Origin of the sequence: Undibacterium pigrum (genome assembly GCF_003201815.1) — a bacterium.
Lineage (GTDB): Bacteria > Pseudomonadota > Gammaproteobacteria > Burkholderiales > Burkholderiaceae_D > Undibacterium > Undibacterium pigrum.
In genome coordinates this window covers 1-16,329 of sequence record NZ_QJKB01000017.1, presented here as the reverse complement: position 1 = coordinate 16,329, position 16,329 = coordinate 1, and the positions used below count along the sequence as shown (strand labels likewise).

Below are 16,329 nucleotides of genomic sequence, written 5' to 3'. Positions count from 1 at the left end.
TGTTCGCGACTAAAGCCGCTCCTACAATTTAAGAAGTATTAAGGAGTATGATTTACAGCACGAATTTCACCATAGGGTGAGAAGACAGCGCACGGTACAGATTATCCAGTTGCTCGCGGCTGGTGGCCAATACCGTCACCGTTACCGAGATGTAGGCACCTTTGCTGGATGGGCGCATCTCTACCTTGCCTGCATGAAAGGTCGGGTCAAATGAAGTCACGACTTCCACCATGGTCTGGGTGAAATCATCATGCATAGGTCCCATGACCTTGATGGGAAACTCACTAGGATATTCAATCAGACTTTCTTCGGGGGGGATGGGTCTCATTTCCATAATGTTTCCAAATCTCAAAATAACTTAATGTCAGTATATGGGGTCTTGGGATTAAATTCCAATAGCATCGCTCGCTGCTCGAGCCCCGGTTTTTGCTTCAGGCATGAAAGGCGGCAAGAGATGCCAAAGGCACATGCAAAGACTCGGTCTGTGCCAGCTCTTCCAGCAAGAAATCCACCGTCGCCTTGACGCGTGGCGCAATCAGGGCGCGATGTGGATATTGCAATACCATCTGCCTATTACCTGCTTCATGAAAAGTGCCCAGCACGATCTTGAGCTTGTTGTCGCGCAAATAACGCCATGAATGATGAACTGCCACCTGGGCAATGCCCAGGCCCATGACGGCTGCCTGTACCGCAGATTCTGGCGCTGATACTGTCAGGTCGGGCTCACGCGGGTAGGGGCGGTTTATCTCGCCCTGCCTGAGCTTGAGGTTCCAGGTCGTCATTTTGCCATTCAAAAAACGCACGGCGATTTGCTTGTGATGGTCCAGGTCACTGATCTGTTGCGGCACGCCGTGCTGTTCCAGGTAAGAGGGCGCAGCCGCCAGTATGGTGTGCAAAGGGCAGACTGCACGCGAGATGATGCTGGAATCTTCTATCATGCCGCCGCGCAAAGCCAGGTCATAACCATCACGCACCATGTCTATGCGATGGTCATCAAAGTCTATCGCCAGCCGCAAGCCAGGGTGGCGCTGCCGCAATTTGGGCAACAAAGGTAGCAGGTAATGCTGACCGAAGGCATTACCTGTCGAGATCCTGACCTGGCCCTCCACTTCTGCATGCTGGCGGCTGACGCTTTCTACTGCATGGTCGAGGGCATCTATCGCTGCACGCGCGTTTTCCAGAAATGTCTGGCCCTCGCTGGTCAATTGCAGAGAGCGTGTGCTACGGTTCATGAGACGCACGCCCAGGGTTTGCTCCAGTCCAGCCACATTCTTGCTGACCGCTGCTGCCGAGATATGCAGCGCCCTGGCCGCAGCCGCAAAGCTGCCACGATCTGCCGCCTGTATGAAAGACAGCATGGCGGGAATACGTTGAGAGGCATCGAGCTTCATATTCGTAACCTGAAGTTGTGAGTGAAAATAAGAATAGCTGGCTTATCAGCATTAATCAATGAGATCACAATCACTTCCATCAACACACATACATGGGAGTGAAAAATGCAAACAGCTACAAAGACAGTCACAGTTCTGGGTAATGGCATCGTCGGCGTTGCCGTCGCCAAGGGTTTTGCCAGCCTCGGTTATCAAGTGATCTTTGGTACCCGCAATCCTGACAGCGATAAAAGTCGGGACGCACTGAACGCAGTGCCAACAGCAAAGGCCAGCAGTTATGCCGATGCGGCCAAGGCTGCCGACCTGGTTTTCCTGGCTCTGCCATGGAATGGTTTATCTGAAAGCCTGACACTGGCTGGCCCTGACAACTTTGCTGGTAAAACCGTCATTGATGCCGTTAATCCACTACTGGACTTTGCTGCAGGTTCACCAAAACTGGCGGTAGGTTTCAGTGATTCTGCCGGTGAACTGGTGCAAAGACTGTTGCCGCAGGCGCGAGTGGTCAAGGCTTTCAATACCATCGTCTTTACGCACATGGTGCAGCCAAAATTCTCAGATGGGCAGCCGGATATGTTCATTGCCGGGAATGATGCGGCAGCAAAGCAGGAAGTGACAGCCATCCTGCGCGACTTTGGCTGGCGTGGCGCGATCGACATGGGTGACATCACGGCAGCACGTTTGATTGAGCCGCTGGCGATGTTGTGGATCAGTTATGCATTCCAGCGTCAGCATTGGACGCATGGGTTTAGTTTGTTGGGGCAGGCGAAGTAGACAAGTTAAGACCTGATGTAATGCACCGTAATGAGTGGCAATTTTCGTAGGAGCGACTTCAGTCGCGAACAGCAGGCCGTGCCAACCATTGCCGGTGGTGTCCGGCATTCGCGGCTAAAGCCGCTCCTACGAGGAGAATACATATTCGGAATTACTAAGCCGCTTTGGCCGCTTGATAAGCCGCATACAACTGATGATAAACCGTGCCGGGTTTGCCATCGCCTATCACCGTGTCATCCAGCTTCACCACCGCCAGTACTTCTTTGGTGGCGGATGAAAGCATGACTTCATCTGCCGCAAAGACTTCTTCGCGGGTAATGCGGCGGGCCTCAAGCTTGATCTTGTTGGCTGCACACAATTCTTCTATCAGACCATAGCGTATACCTTCAAGTATCAGGTTGTCTTTCGGTGGGCCCATGAGCACGCCATCCTTGACTATCCAGACATTCGAGGCCGATGCTTCGGTCAGATAGCCATCGCGGAATTGTATGCTTTCGACCACGCCTGCTTCAGCAGCATGCTGGGCTGCCAGCACATTGCCGAGCAAGGAGATGGATTTGATCTCGCAACGCAGCCAGCGCTTGTCTTCCATCGAAACGCAGGCAACGCCATTTTCACGTGCTGCGCTTGTTGGCAGGACAATGGGGTTGGTCATGATGAAAACGGTAGGTGTGACCTCGTCCTTGGGGAAGGCGTGAGCGCGTTTGGCAACACCGCGGGTGACTTGCAGATACACCATCTGGTCGTCTGAATCATGGGCCGCCATGACTTTGGCGATCAGTTCCAGCCAGGCTTCCTTGCTATGCGGATTTGTAATACCTATGGCGGCCAGACTGCGGAACAGGCGCGCCAGATGCTGGTCAGCGCGGAACATTTTGCGTTGATAGACAGGGATGACTTCATAGATGCCATCGCCAAAAATAAAGCCGCGGTCCAGCACCGGGATTTTGGCTTCGGACAGCGGCGTCATTTCGCCATTCAGGTATACCAGGGGATCATTCATGATGTCTGCGCAAGTGGTGAGTAAGAAAACTTATTCTCACACAGAATCATGGCCATGTTTATGCAAATAAAGCATACAAGCATAGCCAGAAGTGATGCGCGATTTTAACAGCGCGCATCAACTGGATGTGTCCGACGATTTATTTGAACATCAAACGTATGGAATCCCAGGCGCGGCCAAACATGCTGGCCTGGTCTACCTGTTCCAGCGCAATCACCGGGACTTCGGCGACGACTTTGCCATCAAGCATCATCTTCATGGTGCCAACCTTGCTGTTCAAGGCAATCGGGGCTACCAGAGGGTCTTTGCGTTCCAGTGCCGGTTTCAGATTGGCGGCCGCGCCTTTGGGCAAGGTTACATACAGTTCGCGGTCAAAGCCTATCTTGACCTGGGCCTGCGTACCTTTCCAGACCTCTGGTGTGGCGATGGACTGGCCCTTGTCGTACAGCTTCAGGGTGTCAAAGTTGAGATAGCCCCAGTTCAGCAATTTCAGACTTTCCTGCGCACGCACCTGGTCGCTTTCTGTACCAATGACAACCGAGATCAGACGGCGTGTGCCTGTGCCATTCGGGCGATTCGCAGAAGAGACCAGGCTATAGCCACCAGCAGTGGTATGGCCGGTTTTCATGCCATCGACACTAGGGTCCAGCCACAACAGGCGGTTGCGGTTAGGCTGGGAAATCTTGTTATAGGTGAAGTTCTTGGTTGAATAATATGTTTTGTAAAAATCAGGATGATCAATGATCAGGCGCGCTGCCAGATTGGATAAGTCCTGGGCTGTCGAATAATTATCCTTGCTGGGCAAACCATGCGGATTGGCAAAGCGTGTGGATTTCAAACCCATGCGCTCGGCTTCGCGGTTCATCTGCACGACAAATGCTTCTTCACTGCCAGCCACGGCTTCTGCCAGGGCAATCGCAGCATCATTGCCGGATTGTACGATCAGGCCATACAGCAACTCATTAATGGTGACTGGCTTGTTAGGCTCGATATACATCTTGGAACTGGTGCCATCAACTTTCCAGGCACGAACAGAGACATTGATGCTTTGTTCCAGGTTGAGTTTCTTGTCCTTAAGGGCGGAAAACACCAGGTAGGCCGTCATGATCTTGGTCAGCGATGCTGGCTCTACACTCATGGTGGGTTCTTTGGCGGCGATCACCTGGTTACTGGTAGCGTCCAGCAAGAGCCAGGCTTTGGATGCAATCGTAGGTGCAGGCAGGGTTTGCGCGACGGCGGCTGTCATGGTCAGCAGCGAGACGGCAATGGAGGCAAGGAATTTTTTCATTGATGAGCTAATAAAACAAAGGGTGACAAAAAAACAAATAATGGGGTCGGTAATTGCATGGATACCCGTGTACGCACTTGTGTGCGCCATCGGGCATGCAGCAGAAGCATGCTCTGCATATTGCCTGCATGCATCTGCCCGCAACAGCATCAGGCTTTATCCCACATGCTGGTGATATGTTGTTTGATGAGATGCAGACGACGGTGGAAGAAATGGTCTGCACCCGGGATGACGGTGACGGGTATGTCTTGCGGGCGCAGCCAGTCCAGCACGGCGCTCAAGGGAATGGTTTCGTCCAGTTCACCGTGGACCAGGATGGTATTGGCCGGTATAGCTGGCATATCCCATTTACCGGCAGCTGCACCGACCAGGGCCAGGCGTTCTGCTGGCGTGCCATTTTCTTGCAGGCGCTGTTGCAGGCGGGCCTGGACAAAGGTGCCAAAGGAAAAGCCGGCCAGTGCCAGCGGCAAACCGGGGAAGCGTGCACGCATGGCAGTCAATAAGACTTCCATGTCGTCGGTTTCGCCCATACCTGTATCGTGCACACCAGCTGATTCACCTACGCCGCGGAAGTTCATGCGTACTGCGGCATAACCCAGGCCAGTGAAAGTACGTGCCAGGGTTTGTGCCACCTTGTTGTCCATGGTGCCACCAAACAGCGGATGCGGATGGGCGACCAGGGCAAGTCCTATGGGGGCGGCATGGGTTTCAGGATCAGGCAAGTCCAGCGCGCATTGCAAATTGCCAGCCGGACCCTGTAGGGAAAAATGTTCAGTCTGCGCATTCATGATGATCAGACTTTCAGACGTTCGACGACACCGCCGCCTATCAGGTCGACATCAATGATTTCATCAATATCGGATTGATCGACAAAGGTGTACCAGGTGCCTTGCGGATAGACCACCATGACCGGGCCATCTTCGCAACGGTCGAGGCAACCAGCTTTATTGATACGGATTTTGCCCTGGCCATTCATATCCAGTTGTTTGATGCGGCGTTTGGCGTGTTCCTGGGCGGCTTGCGCACCACGGTCAGCACAGCAAGGGCGACCGTCTTCGCGCTGGTTCAGGCAAAAAAAGACGTGTTTTTGAAAATAGAGTGCTTCAGACATAAGATATCCAGCCTGCGGTTGATACCGCCACCGGGTGGCGGCGCTTGTTGCCCGCTATGATACTGCAATTGTGAAGTCAGGGGACTTTTACCACCGGGCGTGGCTTGCGTAATAGCGCCCAGATTGCCAGAAAAGGCCAGAACAAGGACAGGAATTGTGCCGCGCCATTGAAGTTCAAAAACTTGCCCTGTACCCAGGTTTGCATGGTGGCGGCAAAATAGGGGTTGTCCGTAACCAGGTTGATGACTACCAGTGAAATCGTCAGCATCAGCAGGGCCAGTCGCCTTTGCACATGGGAAGGAGCAAAAGAAAAGCCGTAGAGCATGATGAAGCTGATCAGCAAGCCACCGCGTGCACCCGGCGTCAGCCAGGTAAAAGCATATTCAGGCTTGAACAGCAGGGCACTGGCCAGGGCCTTGATAGTGAGTGCTGCCGCCAGTAACAAGAACGACAGGATGGTTTTTGGGGCATGCCGGTTCAACAGACTCAGGCAAATCAGCAGGGCGCCAGTACAACTACAGGCGGTGATAATGGTTTCTGATAGCAGATATTCCTCTGCGCTCAGTTCGAAACCTTGCAGCAAAAAGCTGCTGATATCGATATCCATCTCCATCATTTCGCTCAGGGTTTGCGAAATCACCGGCAAGACCTGGCCCAGGCCAAACAGGTAGGCTTGCGGATATATTTGCGCCATCGCCCACAGGCCCAGTACCAGGATTTCACGGCTGGATTCTTTATGTGTCCAGTGTTTGCGCAATAATTGCAGGCGGCCTTTTTCCAGTATCAGGGGTGTCAGCAAGGCTCCCAGTATTGCACCCACTACGGCACCTGAGGTATTGGTCAAAAAATCCAGTAAGGAAGTTACCCGGCTGGGTAACAGGTTTTGCACAATTTCAGCCAGGGCAGAAATCACAGCGCCGCCCAGGCTCGCCAGCAGCACAGCCCACCAGCGCCGTATCAATGGGTAAAGAGAAAATACGATCAGCATGCCAAACGGTATATAGCCAATCACATTGACGACAGCATCAAAACCACCCCAGTAGCGTGGCCATTGTCGTATGACTTCAGGCAAGGTGGCCCAGCTATTGGTTTGCCAGCCGGTAAACGGAAACCAGCTTGCATACAGTATCAAAAACAGATAGGCGACCAGGCTCACCCTGGCAAAGGGGGAGCTGCGCAAGCTCGCATGCGGCGGGCTGGCCTGCGGGCCGGGTGACGGCACAGGAGCAGGTTCGGCCTGGGGCGTTTCTATGCCTTGTTCTGGCTGCATGAGGTCGGCTTGTTTTTTCAGCTTAATTTTTGACTTGATTTTGGCTAGATAAGTCGGTGTTACTTCAGTGGCAAACTCATGATCCAGCTTTGTATTTCCATGATACTGGCGTCGGCAGCTTCACGCATGGCTCTTGCACCTCCGGGTGCATCGGCTGTCGTTGCCGCTATTTTTTGCTGAAAACTTCTTTGGGCGACCAGTTTGTGTCCCTTGATGACAGAGGCACGCAGGCTGATTTGTGCATTGCTTTGGCTGGCGGATGTGAAAATCTGCGAAAACTCATCGACTTCCAGACGCAGGACAGGCAGGTTTGCCGCACCGTCGGTATTTGCCAGCACATCTGCCCCCTGCGCGACCAAACCGGCTTTCAGCCTTTGCGCCAGCAATTGTGCTGGTGGCATGCTCCAGCGATGCAGGGTGTAAGCCTTGAGCTGCTGCACATTGTCGTATTGCAAGCGGTATAGCATGGCATTGCTGTCCAGTGCGGGAGGGATACCTATGTCTGCGATACTGATTTGCAACTTGGTCTGGCCTGCTTGTGCCGGTGTACTGGAGGTCAGTGGCCCAAAATCATATTGCTGGAGTTGCTGCGCTACGGGTGTGCTGCTGCAGGCTGACAATAGCATCAGCAAAAATGCTGCCATGCCAGTGCTTCTCAAGTTGCTTAAGTTTCTTAAGCGCTGAAAAAATGTCGGATAAGTCATGCGTATTCCTTTACTTGGGAGCGACAAAGCCAGGCTCACCCGGGCCAGGTGCAGGGACGGGGTTACCAAACAAAAGGCTTTGCGGCCTTTCCTTGAGTGATTCTGACAAGCGACCAAAAGAGCGCAGGCTGACTTTGGCTTCGCCGGCAGCACTTTGTACCTTGGGCAGGGTATCGAGTATCAGGCTGTTGCTGACATTGTCCAGCACCAAATTAAATCTTGCCAGCGGGCCATCATCAGCTTGCAGGCTGGTCGCCAGTTGATTCACGTTATTGCTGAGCTTGCTGACATTGCCGGTTAACGTGCGTACCTCTACCATGGTCAGCTTGGCCTGGTCTGCAAGTTCAGGCAGGCGCGCCAGAGTAGGCTCAAATTTTGCAGGAAGTGCTTTCCAGGCGGCAGAGGCCTGGCCAAAATTTTCTACCGCAGTCATCAGCGATTTTTGGTTGGCCGGGTCCAGCATGCTGTTCAGGCGGCGCGTCAGTTCTTCAGTTTGCACCAGGATGGCCTGGCCGCGCTGTTCCAGGTTTTGCATCATGCCCGGGCGCATGGGGATGCGTGGCACGGCATCCGGGTTAGTGCTGGCTGTCAGCAATTGCTTGGAAGTGCCAGTATCATCGAGTTGCACAAAAGCGATGCCAGTAACACCCTGGTAACCCAGTGTGGCGAATGTCGAGCTGGTGACTGGTGCATCAGGCACGATTTCCAGGCGCAAAATAATTTGCCCCGGGTTTTTTTCATCAAAGTCGATATCTGTGACATTGCCGACCTTGATACCTTTATAGCGCACGGCGGCCTGCAAGTTCAGGCCGGAGACGGCGTTCGAAGTGACGACGTCGTAGGGGACGCGCTTGATCTTGTCCCGTCCCAGCCAGATAGCCAGCACAGTGGTCAGTGTCAGCAAGGCAATGGTGAAGAAACCGGCCATGAGCGCATGAGATCTGTTTTCCATAACTTATATTTCCTGATGCGTTTGTGGTGGCAGTGCCTCCAGCGCGCGCTGTCCGCGCCCGCCAAGGAAGAAACTGCGTATGAATGGATGCTGGTAAGCCACGACTTCCCTGGGTGTCCCTATGGTGACTACATGCTTTTCTGCCAGCACGGCAATCCGGTTGGACAGCGCAAACAGACTATCCAGATCATGCGTCACCATGATGACGGTCAGGCGCAATTGCTGGTGTAGAGATAGTATCAACTCAACAAAACTGTCTGAACGGTCAGGGTCCAGCCCTGCCGTTGGCTCATCCAGAAATAATAATTCGGGGTCAAGTGCCAGCGCACGTGCCAGGGCGATACGCTTGATCATACCGCCTGACAAATCTGCCGGCATCTTGCGCGCATGTTCAAAAGCGATGTCGACCATGTGCAGCTTCAGGTAGACCAGGTCATTGATCAGGTCTTCTGGCAGGGTGCCCAGCTCACGCATGGGCTGGGCCACATTGTCGAACACGCTCAGGGCAGAATACAGGGCACCATGCTGGAACAGCATGCCAGAGCGTTTGCGCAGATAATTCAGATGCCGCGCCTGTGGGTCATGCAAGTCTTCACCAAATACCTTGATACTGCCACGGGCAGGTGTTTCCAGCCCCAGCATTTGCCGCATCAGCACCGTCTTGCCTGAGCCTGAACCACCGACGATGGACAAGATCTCGCCGCGTTTGACATCCAGCTCCAGTTGATCATGCACTACGGCACGACCAAACTGGGTGCGCAGATCGCGGATTTCTATGATGTTTTCGCCCGCCATCAGTAACCTGCCTTGCTGAAAACGATGGCATAAATGGCATCGGCAATAATCACCACAGTAATCGCCACGACCACAGAACTGGTGGTGCCACGCCCCAGGCTTTCGGTATTTGGTTCTATGCGCAAGCCATAATGACAGGCAATCAGGGCGATCAGTATGCCAAAGGTCACACCCTTGGACAGACCTATCCAGAAATTAATGAGGGGTACGGCTTCTGGTAATTTATAGATAAAAAACTCTGGTGACATACCCAGCAAAGCCTGTGCCGAAATCATGCCGCCTGCCAGGGCCATGATATCTGTCCAGATCACCAGCAGGGGCATGGCAATCGCCAGTGCCAGCACCTTGGGCATGATCAGGCGGAAACCATGTGGTATGCCCATGACGCGCATGGCATCAAGTTCTTCCGTCACCCGCATGACGCCTAGTTGTGCCGTGATGGCAGAACCAGAACGCCCGGCAACCAGAATGGCAGCCAGCATGGGGCCAAGTTCGCGGATGATACTCATGCCCAGGATGTTAACTATATAGAGATCACCACCAAAGGTGCGCAATTGCTGGGCCGACAAATAAGACAGCACAACACCGATCAGGATACCGACCAGGGCAGTGATACCCAGTGCCTGGGCGCCAGTGTGATAGACATTGGCTGACAATTCTTTCCACGGCGCTTTCATGGGATGGCGCACAAAGCGGAATAAATCCAGCATCAACTGGCCGAGCAGGGCAGTAAAGCTATACAGATGCTGGATTAAACCCAGCATCTTTGCGCCCAGTTGCATGGTACGCGTCAGCCGTGGTTTGGGCGGGCCTGGCACAAGGATCTTGCTGACTGCTTCCAGGCGCGCAAACAGGCCTTCATGGGCGGGCTGTATGCTGACATATTTTGGTCTTTGCCTGCCCCAGGCGCGCCACAGCATTTGTGCACCTATATGGTCCAGGGTAGTCACCTGGCTTAAATCCCAGTGCAACTCAGGTCGTGTCGCAGCCTGGTTTAGCTGGGCACTGATGTCGTGCATGGTGGCTTGCGGGGATAAGGCATGCACCAGCCAGGAGCCAGCGACGATAACGCTGGGCTGTGGCTGATGGCTGAACTGCAGGGTGGGCGCGATCTCTTGAGGCATATTCCGCAAGTGTAAGTGAGAAAGTGCTTTTACTGCAATCAAGCATCCTTGCATTCACCGGGTATAAGAATCTGATACCTGACGCCTATTTTTCTTGTACTAATGGTGTTTTTTTATCCATGACTTCGCGGCAATCCCCTTTCAGGGTGGCATTGTCATAATTGGTCCAGCCATAACTATCGACGTAGCGGGTATGGGTTTTGAGTTGTTTGCTGAGTATGCTCCACTCCAGTTTTTCATCGGGATAGCGAATATTGGCCATGTCCAGCAAGCTATGGAAGACGTTTTCTGTCGACAGTCTGGCTTTCTGGTGCAGACGCAGTTGCACTATCTTGTCCGGAAAGTGTTCCTGATAGGCATCGGAATACCACATGAAAGCCGGAACATGGAATTCATACTGGGTATTGTGGCCATGGAAAGCCAGGTTGCAAGTGCCGTCATATAAAGTCTGGCCATGGTCAGATATATAGAATAAGGACGTGATTTGCGAACTGGTTTTCAGTTTTTGTATGACTTCTGACAGCATCCAGTCTGTATACAAAATGGAATTGTCATAGCTATTGTTCAATGCCTGCTTGTTCTTCAGGTCAGTATAGGCGGGGTTGACGACGCCATACAGCGATGGCTTCCAGTGATCAAATGATTGTGGATGACGGTGGCTGTAATTCCAGTGATTGCCCAGGGTATGCAGGACGATCAGTTTTTTCGGTGCTGCATCGCGCATGGCATTTGCCATAGGCTCCAGCAAGACCTGGTCAAGATTGGAGTTATTGGTAAAGCCACCCAGATTTAAAAACTGGGTGACATCAGCTTCCTTGGCGAACACCGAGGTTGGCGTGTCAAACTGACCAAAGCTCATTTGATTCGACAGCCAGTAAGTCTTGAAGCCTGCTTCCTTGAAGGCGGTCAGAAATGACTTTTCAGAAAATCCGGCCTTCAGGCTTTGTGCCGCCGGTTTGCGCGAGACGATGATGGGTACCGACAAACGCGTGGCAGACACGGCAGTCACCACATCACTGAAACTGACCAGATTGCTTTCTTTCTTCAGCAGGGGATTGGTCTCGCGCTCATAGCCATTCAGACTCCAGCGGTCAAAGCGCGAAGATTCGCCTATCACCATGATGATGGTTTGCGGCGTTTCAGGATTGCCATCCAGATGCGCCTGGAAGCGGAAAGCACGGCTTTTCTCTGACAGCTTGGCCAGGTAATCGCGTTCTATCCAGAAATCATTGGCACGCAAGACCAGACCAAATGGCCAGGTACGTATATAAGTCTCTTCGTCGTAAGGAATCCTGGCCCAGTGCGGCAGTGGCGGCAAATGTTTTTTCAGGCTGCTGCGCCAGCGACTCAGGGTATCTGCTGATGTTGCTGATGCACTAGCACTGGCAGAACTTGCCTCTGCGGAAGCGCTGGCTTCCTCCTCTTCATCTTCCTCTGCTGAACTTGAGCCTGAGGCCGCACTGCTACTGGCCGAAGCTGCTGCCTTGGCAACACCAATGTGTTCTCCGTACGTCCAGGTTGCCACTCCCATGGCGAACAGCGACAGCACCAGCCAGCGTGAACGATGCGTCCAGTGAAAATGGGTATGACTGCGGGCGATGCGCAACAGACTCCACCACCAGGCAGTCACCGCTACCACCAGTAATAATAATAGCCAGACTTTATTGCCCAGGAATTCCATCGCCTCCTTGGGACTGGTCTCCACCATGATGCCAAGATGGTGGGTAGAAATACCTTGTCCAAAATACAAGCGCAGGTAGATTTCTATGGGCACAGCGAAGAATGCCGGCAATAGCAAATAATGAAACCAGCGTGGTCTTTGCAGCAAGGCCCAGAAACCCAGCCAGGACACCAGCTCCATTACCAGCAAATGCCAGGGCTTTTCCACAGTCTGCCCTTGCAGCAGCGGGAAAAATGGCAAAGCGGAAATCAGCAGGTAACTGCTGAACAGATAAATAGAGAGATACAGTGAGGCTGGACGAAACTGGACTGGCATTGTGTTTGCTTACTTGCAACTTGGTTGGTGGCTGAGCTGTGCAAAGTCTGGCTCCGTCAAGGATGTCCCGGGCTTGCAGCGAGCTGGCGTTTAAGGGCGTAAATAGTAAATGATTTACCTCGCCCGGGCGGACCTAATTTGGGATTTAAGCATATTTTGCTTTTTAGCCGCCTATGTATTCGCTGGCGGCCATGGGTAAACCTTGATTTTTCCCCGAAATTCTCTACTCTGAAAGGCCGTCCATTCCGTCGCGAAATACGCTAAGCGCTTGAATTGTAGAAATAAAAAGCGTTGACACGCTTGTGCGAAGCGACATAAAATTGCGAGTTCTCGATTTTGGGTTTGCATTTGCTATTCTTGTTTTGCCCGGTTTTATCAGGTAGACAATGCTTAAAAAGCAGGCAAAAGCAGGTGGCTGAGTCGGGTTGGTCTGAGGATTCAGGCCGAAAAATGATTTTAAGTTCCCGGGCAACCGTTTCCGGGTTTGTGTTTAACGTTGTATTTTGTTGGATTAAAAACGATGCCAACCATCAATCAACTGATTCGCCAACCACGTGTTTCTGCACGTGTGAAAAGCAAATCGCCGGCGCTGGAAAACAGCCCGCAAAAACGTGGCGTTTGCACCCGCGTTTATACGACAACTCCAAAAAAGCCTAACTCGGCTTTGCGTAAAGTTGCCAAAGTTCGCCTGACTAATGGTTTCGAAGTTATTTCGTACATTGGCGGTGAAGGCCATAACTTGCAAGAACATAGCGTGGTATTGCTGCGCGGTGGTCGTGTAAAGGATTTGCCAGGTGTTCGTTACCATATGGTTCGCGGTGCTTTGGATACTCAAGGCGTTAAAGACCGTAAGCAAGCTCGCTCCAAATATGGTGCTAAGCGTGCTAAGGCAGTTAAGAAGTAATTATCTCGTAATTTAATCTCCGTAAGCTATTGCGGATCAGTGTCGGTTTGGAAATGAGCCGAGTAAGTGACCGGTTATGATGGCCTGTCGCGAGCGTGAAGCAAAATGTTGCTTTGTGCTCAACTGAAGATTGAAAGGAATTGAAATGCCACGTCGTCGTGAGGTCCCGAAACGGGACGTACTGCCGGATCCAAAATTCGGTAATGTAGAAGTAGCAAAATTTGTAAACGTTTTGATGTTGTCCGGCAAGAAATCTGTTGCTGAAGGCATCATCTACGGCGCATTCGATCACATCCAACAAAAATCTGGTAAAGATCCTTTGGAAGTGTTTGCGCTGGCAATCAGCAACGCCAAACCACTGGTTGAGGTTAAGTCCCGCCGTGTTGGTGGCGCGAACTACCAGGTGCCTGTAGAAGTGCGTCCGGTTCGTCGTCTGGCTTTGTCTATGCGTTGGTTGCGTGAAGCCGCTAACAAGCGTAGCGAAAAATCCATGCCACAACGTTTGGGTGGTGAGTTGATGGAAGCCGCAGAAGGCCGCGGCGGCGCAATGAAGAAACGTGATGAAGTCCATCGTATGGCTGAAGCCAACAAGGCCTTCTCTCACTTCCGCTTCTAAGAGTAAGAGTAAGGAGCTGTTGTATGTTTTTAATGCAATGGCTCTGGCAAGTATTTTGAATCAGGCCGGGCGCGATTTTTGTAAAAAAATGCGCTCGGTTTTGTCCATTAAAAGATTTAGGATTAGCTATGGCCCGTAAGACCCCCATTGAGCGCTACCGCAATATCGGTATTTCTGCTCACATTGATGCCGGTAAAACAACAACGACAGAACGCGTACTGTTTTACACAGGTGTAAACCACAAAATTGGTGAAGTGCATGATGGCGCGGCTACCATGGACTGGATGGAGCAAGAGCAGGAACGTGGTATTACCATTACTTCTGCTGCGACGACATGTTTCTGGAAGGGCATGGCGAACAACTTCCCAGAACATCACATCAATATCATCGATACACCAGGCCACGTTGACTTCACTATTGAAGTTGAGCGTTCCATGCGTGTTCTGGATGGCGCCTGCATGGTTTACTGTGCAGTAGGTGGCGTTCAGCCTCAGTCTGAAACCGTATGGCGTCAGGCTAACAAGTACAAAGTCCCACGTCTGGCATTCGTCAACAAGATGGACCGTACTGGCGCGAACTTCTTCAAAGTGTACGATCAAATGCGTGCACGTCTGAAAGCCAACCCAGTTCCTCTGCAAGTACCTATCGGTGCTGAAGACCTGTTCGAAGGCGTTATCGATTTGGTCAAGATGAAAGCGATCATTTGGGATGCAGCATCTCAAGGTATGAAATTTGAATACCGTGATATCCCTGAAAACCTGTTGGCTGACGCACAAAAGTGGCGTGAAAACATGGTTGAAGCAGCTGCTGAAGCCAGTGAAGAGCTGATGAACAAATACCTTGAAGAAGGTGATTTGACTGAAGCCGAAATCAAATCTGCTTTGCGTCAACGTACTATCGCTTCTGAAATCGTTCCTATGATGTGCGGTACTGCATTTAAGAACAAAGGCGTTCAGGCGATGTTGGATGCGGTTGTTGAATACCTGCCATCCCCATTGGACATCCCACCAGTTCCTGGTGTGAACGAAGATGACGAGCCAGTTGTCCGTAAAGCTGAAGATACAGAGAAATTCTCTGCTCTGGCATTCAAAATCGCAACTGATCCATTCGTTGGTCAATTGTGCTTTATCCGTTGCTACTCCGGTACTTTGAATTCTGGCGACAGCGTTTACAACTCTGTTAAAGAGAAAAAAGAACGTATCGGCCGTCTGGTTCAAATGCACGCGAACCAACGTGAAGAAATCAAAGAAATGATGGCGGGTGATATCGCTGCTGTGGTTGGTCTGAAAGACACAACGACTGGTGATACGCTGTGTGACGAAAAAGCTATCGTTGTTCTGGAACGCATGATATTCCCAGAGCCAGTTATTTCTCAGGCTGTAGAACCAAAAACCAAAGCTGACCAGGAAAAAATGGGTCTGGCATTGAACCGTCTGGCCGCTGAAGATCCATCTTTCCGCGTACGTACTGACGAAGAATCTGGTCAGACAATTATCGCCGGTATGGGCGAGTTGCATCTGGATATTATCGTTGACCGTATGAAGCGTGAATTCAACGTTGAAGCGACAGTGGGTAAACCACAAGTTGCTTACCGCGAAACTATCCGCAAAACTTGCGAAGAAATCGAAGGTAAATTCGTTAAGCAATCCGGTGGTCGTGGTCAGTACGGTCACGTTGTTCTGAAGATCGAACCGCAAGAACCAGGTAAAGGCTTTGAATTCGTTGACGCGATCAAAGGCGGTACAGTTCCACGCGAATACATCCCTGCAGTTGAAAAAGGTGTTCGCGAAACACTGACTTCCGGTGTGTTGGCTGGCTACCCAGTTGTTGACGTTAAAGTCACATTGTTCTTCGGTTCCTACCATGACGTTGACTCCAACGAAAACGCCTTCCGTATGGCGGGTTCGATGGCGTTCAAAGATGGCTGCCGTAAAGCAAGCCCAGTTATCCTGGAACCAATGATGGCTGTTGAAGTAGAAACACCTGAAGACTACGCTGGTACAGTCATGGGTGATCTGTCTTCACGTCGCGGTATGGTTCAAGGTATGGATGAAATCGCTGGCGGCGGTGGCAAGATCATCAAAGCTGAAGTGCCTTTGTCTGAGATGTTTGGTTACTCCACATCCCTGCGTTCTGCTACACAAGGTCGTGCAACGTATTCCATGGAATTCAAGCACTACTCTGAAGCACCTAAGAACGTGATTGACGCTATCGTCACATCCAAGGCTAAGTAATAAAGAATCAAAGGCCTGCCCCATGCCGGGGTAGGTTTTCTATTGTTGATAAATCGTTCTTTTTGAAGGAAGAATAAAATGGCAAAAGGTAAGTTCGAGCGCACCAAGCCGCACGTAAACGTCGGTACAATTGGCCACGTTGATCACGGCAAAACCACACTGACAGCAGC

Annotated in this window: 17 protein-coding genes; 5 read left to right on the top strand and 12 right to left on the bottom strand. The window is 51.8% G+C overall.

Annotated features, from left to right (window positions below; genetic code table 11):
• Nucleotides 1–52 precede the first annotated feature (52 nt).
• Together DFR42_RS26225 and DFR42_RS26220 are read right to left on the bottom strand one after the other, a co-directional pair.
• Nucleotides 53–334: an HP0495 family protein gene (locus DFR42_RS26225; RefSeq protein WP_110258031.1), complete on the bottom strand. Its 282-nt coding sequence runs from the start codon at nucleotides 332–334 to the stop codon at nucleotides 53–55.
• Nucleotides 335–431: 97 nt separating this feature from the next.
• Entirely contained in the window at nucleotides 432–1,391 is a 960-nt protein-coding gene (locus DFR42_RS26220) for a LysR family transcriptional regulator (RefSeq protein ID WP_110258030.1), read from the bottom strand.
• Nucleotides 1,392–1,496: 105 nt separating this feature from the next.
• Between DFR42_RS26220 and DFR42_RS26215 the strand changes: the two genes are divergently transcribed.
• Nucleotides 1,497–2,162, top strand: a complete 666-nt coding sequence (locus tag DFR42_RS26215; RefSeq protein ID WP_110258029.1) for an NADPH-dependent F420 reductase — start codon at nucleotides 1,497–1,499, stop codon at nucleotides 2,160–2,162.
• A 154-nt stretch (nucleotides 2,163–2,316) separates the two neighbouring features.
• Here DFR42_RS26215 and DFR42_RS26210 read toward each other — a convergent pair whose 3' ends face one another.
• The 10 genes from DFR42_RS26210 to DFR42_RS26165 form a co-directional block, all read right to left on the bottom strand.
• Complete coding sequence (locus DFR42_RS26210; protein ID WP_110258028.1) at nucleotides 2,317–3,165, bottom strand: D-amino acid aminotransferase; 849 nt, start codon at nucleotides 3,163–3,165, stop codon at nucleotides 2,317–2,319.
• 139 nt (nucleotides 3,166–3,304) lie between these two features.
• A complete protein-coding gene (locus DFR42_RS26205) occupies nucleotides 3,305–4,453 on the bottom strand; it encodes a D-alanyl-D-alanine carboxypeptidase family protein (RefSeq protein WP_110258081.1) in 1,149 nt (382 codons plus the stop codon).
• 149 nt (nucleotides 4,454–4,602) lie between these two features.
• Nucleotides 4,603–5,241, bottom strand: a complete 639-nt coding sequence (locus tag DFR42_RS26200; RefSeq protein ID WP_110258027.1) for an alpha/beta hydrolase — start codon at nucleotides 5,239–5,241, stop codon at nucleotides 4,603–4,605.
• Between the two features lie 5 nt (nucleotides 5,242–5,246).
• A complete protein-coding gene (locus DFR42_RS26195; protein ID WP_110258026.1) occupies nucleotides 5,247–5,564 on the bottom strand; it encodes a (2Fe-2S) ferredoxin domain-containing protein in 318 nt (105 codons plus the stop codon).
• 76 nt (nucleotides 5,565–5,640) lie between these two features.
• A complete protein-coding gene (locus DFR42_RS26190) occupies nucleotides 5,641–6,834 on the bottom strand; it encodes a VanZ family protein (RefSeq protein WP_110258025.1) in 1,194 nt (397 codons plus the stop codon).
• A 59-nt stretch (nucleotides 6,835–6,893) separates the two neighbouring features.
• Entirely contained in the window at nucleotides 6,894–7,478 is a 585-nt protein-coding gene (locus tag DFR42_RS26185) for an ABC-type transport auxiliary lipoprotein family protein (protein WP_170133698.1), read from the bottom strand.
• A gap of 70 nt (nucleotides 7,479–7,548) precedes the next feature.
• On the bottom strand, nucleotides 7,549–8,490 hold the full coding sequence (locus tag DFR42_RS26180; protein ID WP_110258023.1) for an MlaD family protein: 942 nt from the start codon (nucleotides 8,488–8,490) through the stop codon (nucleotides 7,549–7,551).
• Nucleotides 8,491–8,493: 3 nt separating this feature from the next.
• Entirely contained in the window at nucleotides 8,494–9,285 is a 792-nt protein-coding gene (locus DFR42_RS26175) for an ABC transporter ATP-binding protein (protein WP_110258022.1), read from the bottom strand.
• Entirely contained in the window at nucleotides 9,285–10,409 is a 1,125-nt protein-coding gene (locus tag DFR42_RS26170) for an MlaE family ABC transporter permease (RefSeq protein WP_110258021.1), read from the bottom strand. Before DFR42_RS26170 ends, DFR42_RS26175 begins: the two co-directional genes overlap by 1 nt.
• Nucleotides 10,410–10,494: 85 nt before the next feature.
• Nucleotides 10,495–12,405, bottom strand: coding sequence for a phosphoethanolamine transferase (locus DFR42_RS26165; RefSeq protein WP_110258020.1), 1,911 nt, complete (start codon nucleotides 12,403–12,405; stop codon nucleotides 10,495–10,497).
• A 520-nt stretch (nucleotides 12,406–12,925) separates the two neighbouring features.
• Between DFR42_RS26165 and rpsL the strand changes: the two genes are divergently transcribed.
• The 4 genes from rpsL to DFR42_RS26145 all read left to right on the top strand — a co-directional run.
• Entirely contained in the window at nucleotides 12,926–13,309 is a 384-nt protein-coding gene (rpsL, locus tag DFR42_RS26160) for a 30S ribosomal protein S12 (RefSeq protein WP_110258019.1), read from the top strand.
• 145 nt (nucleotides 13,310–13,454) lie between these two features.
• A complete protein-coding gene (rpsG, locus tag DFR42_RS26155; protein ID WP_110258018.1) occupies nucleotides 13,455–13,925 on the top strand; it encodes a 30S ribosomal protein S7 in 471 nt (156 codons plus the stop codon).
• A 128-nt stretch (nucleotides 13,926–14,053) separates the two neighbouring features.
• Entirely contained in the window at nucleotides 14,054–16,159 is a 2,106-nt protein-coding gene (gene fusA, locus DFR42_RS26150; RefSeq protein WP_110258017.1) for an elongation factor G, read from the top strand.
• 78 nt (nucleotides 16,160–16,237) lie between these two features.
• Nucleotides 16,238–16,329, top strand: a 92-nt coding sequence (locus DFR42_RS26145) for a GTP-binding protein (protein WP_005434227.1), incomplete at its 3' end; no start/stop codon positions are given.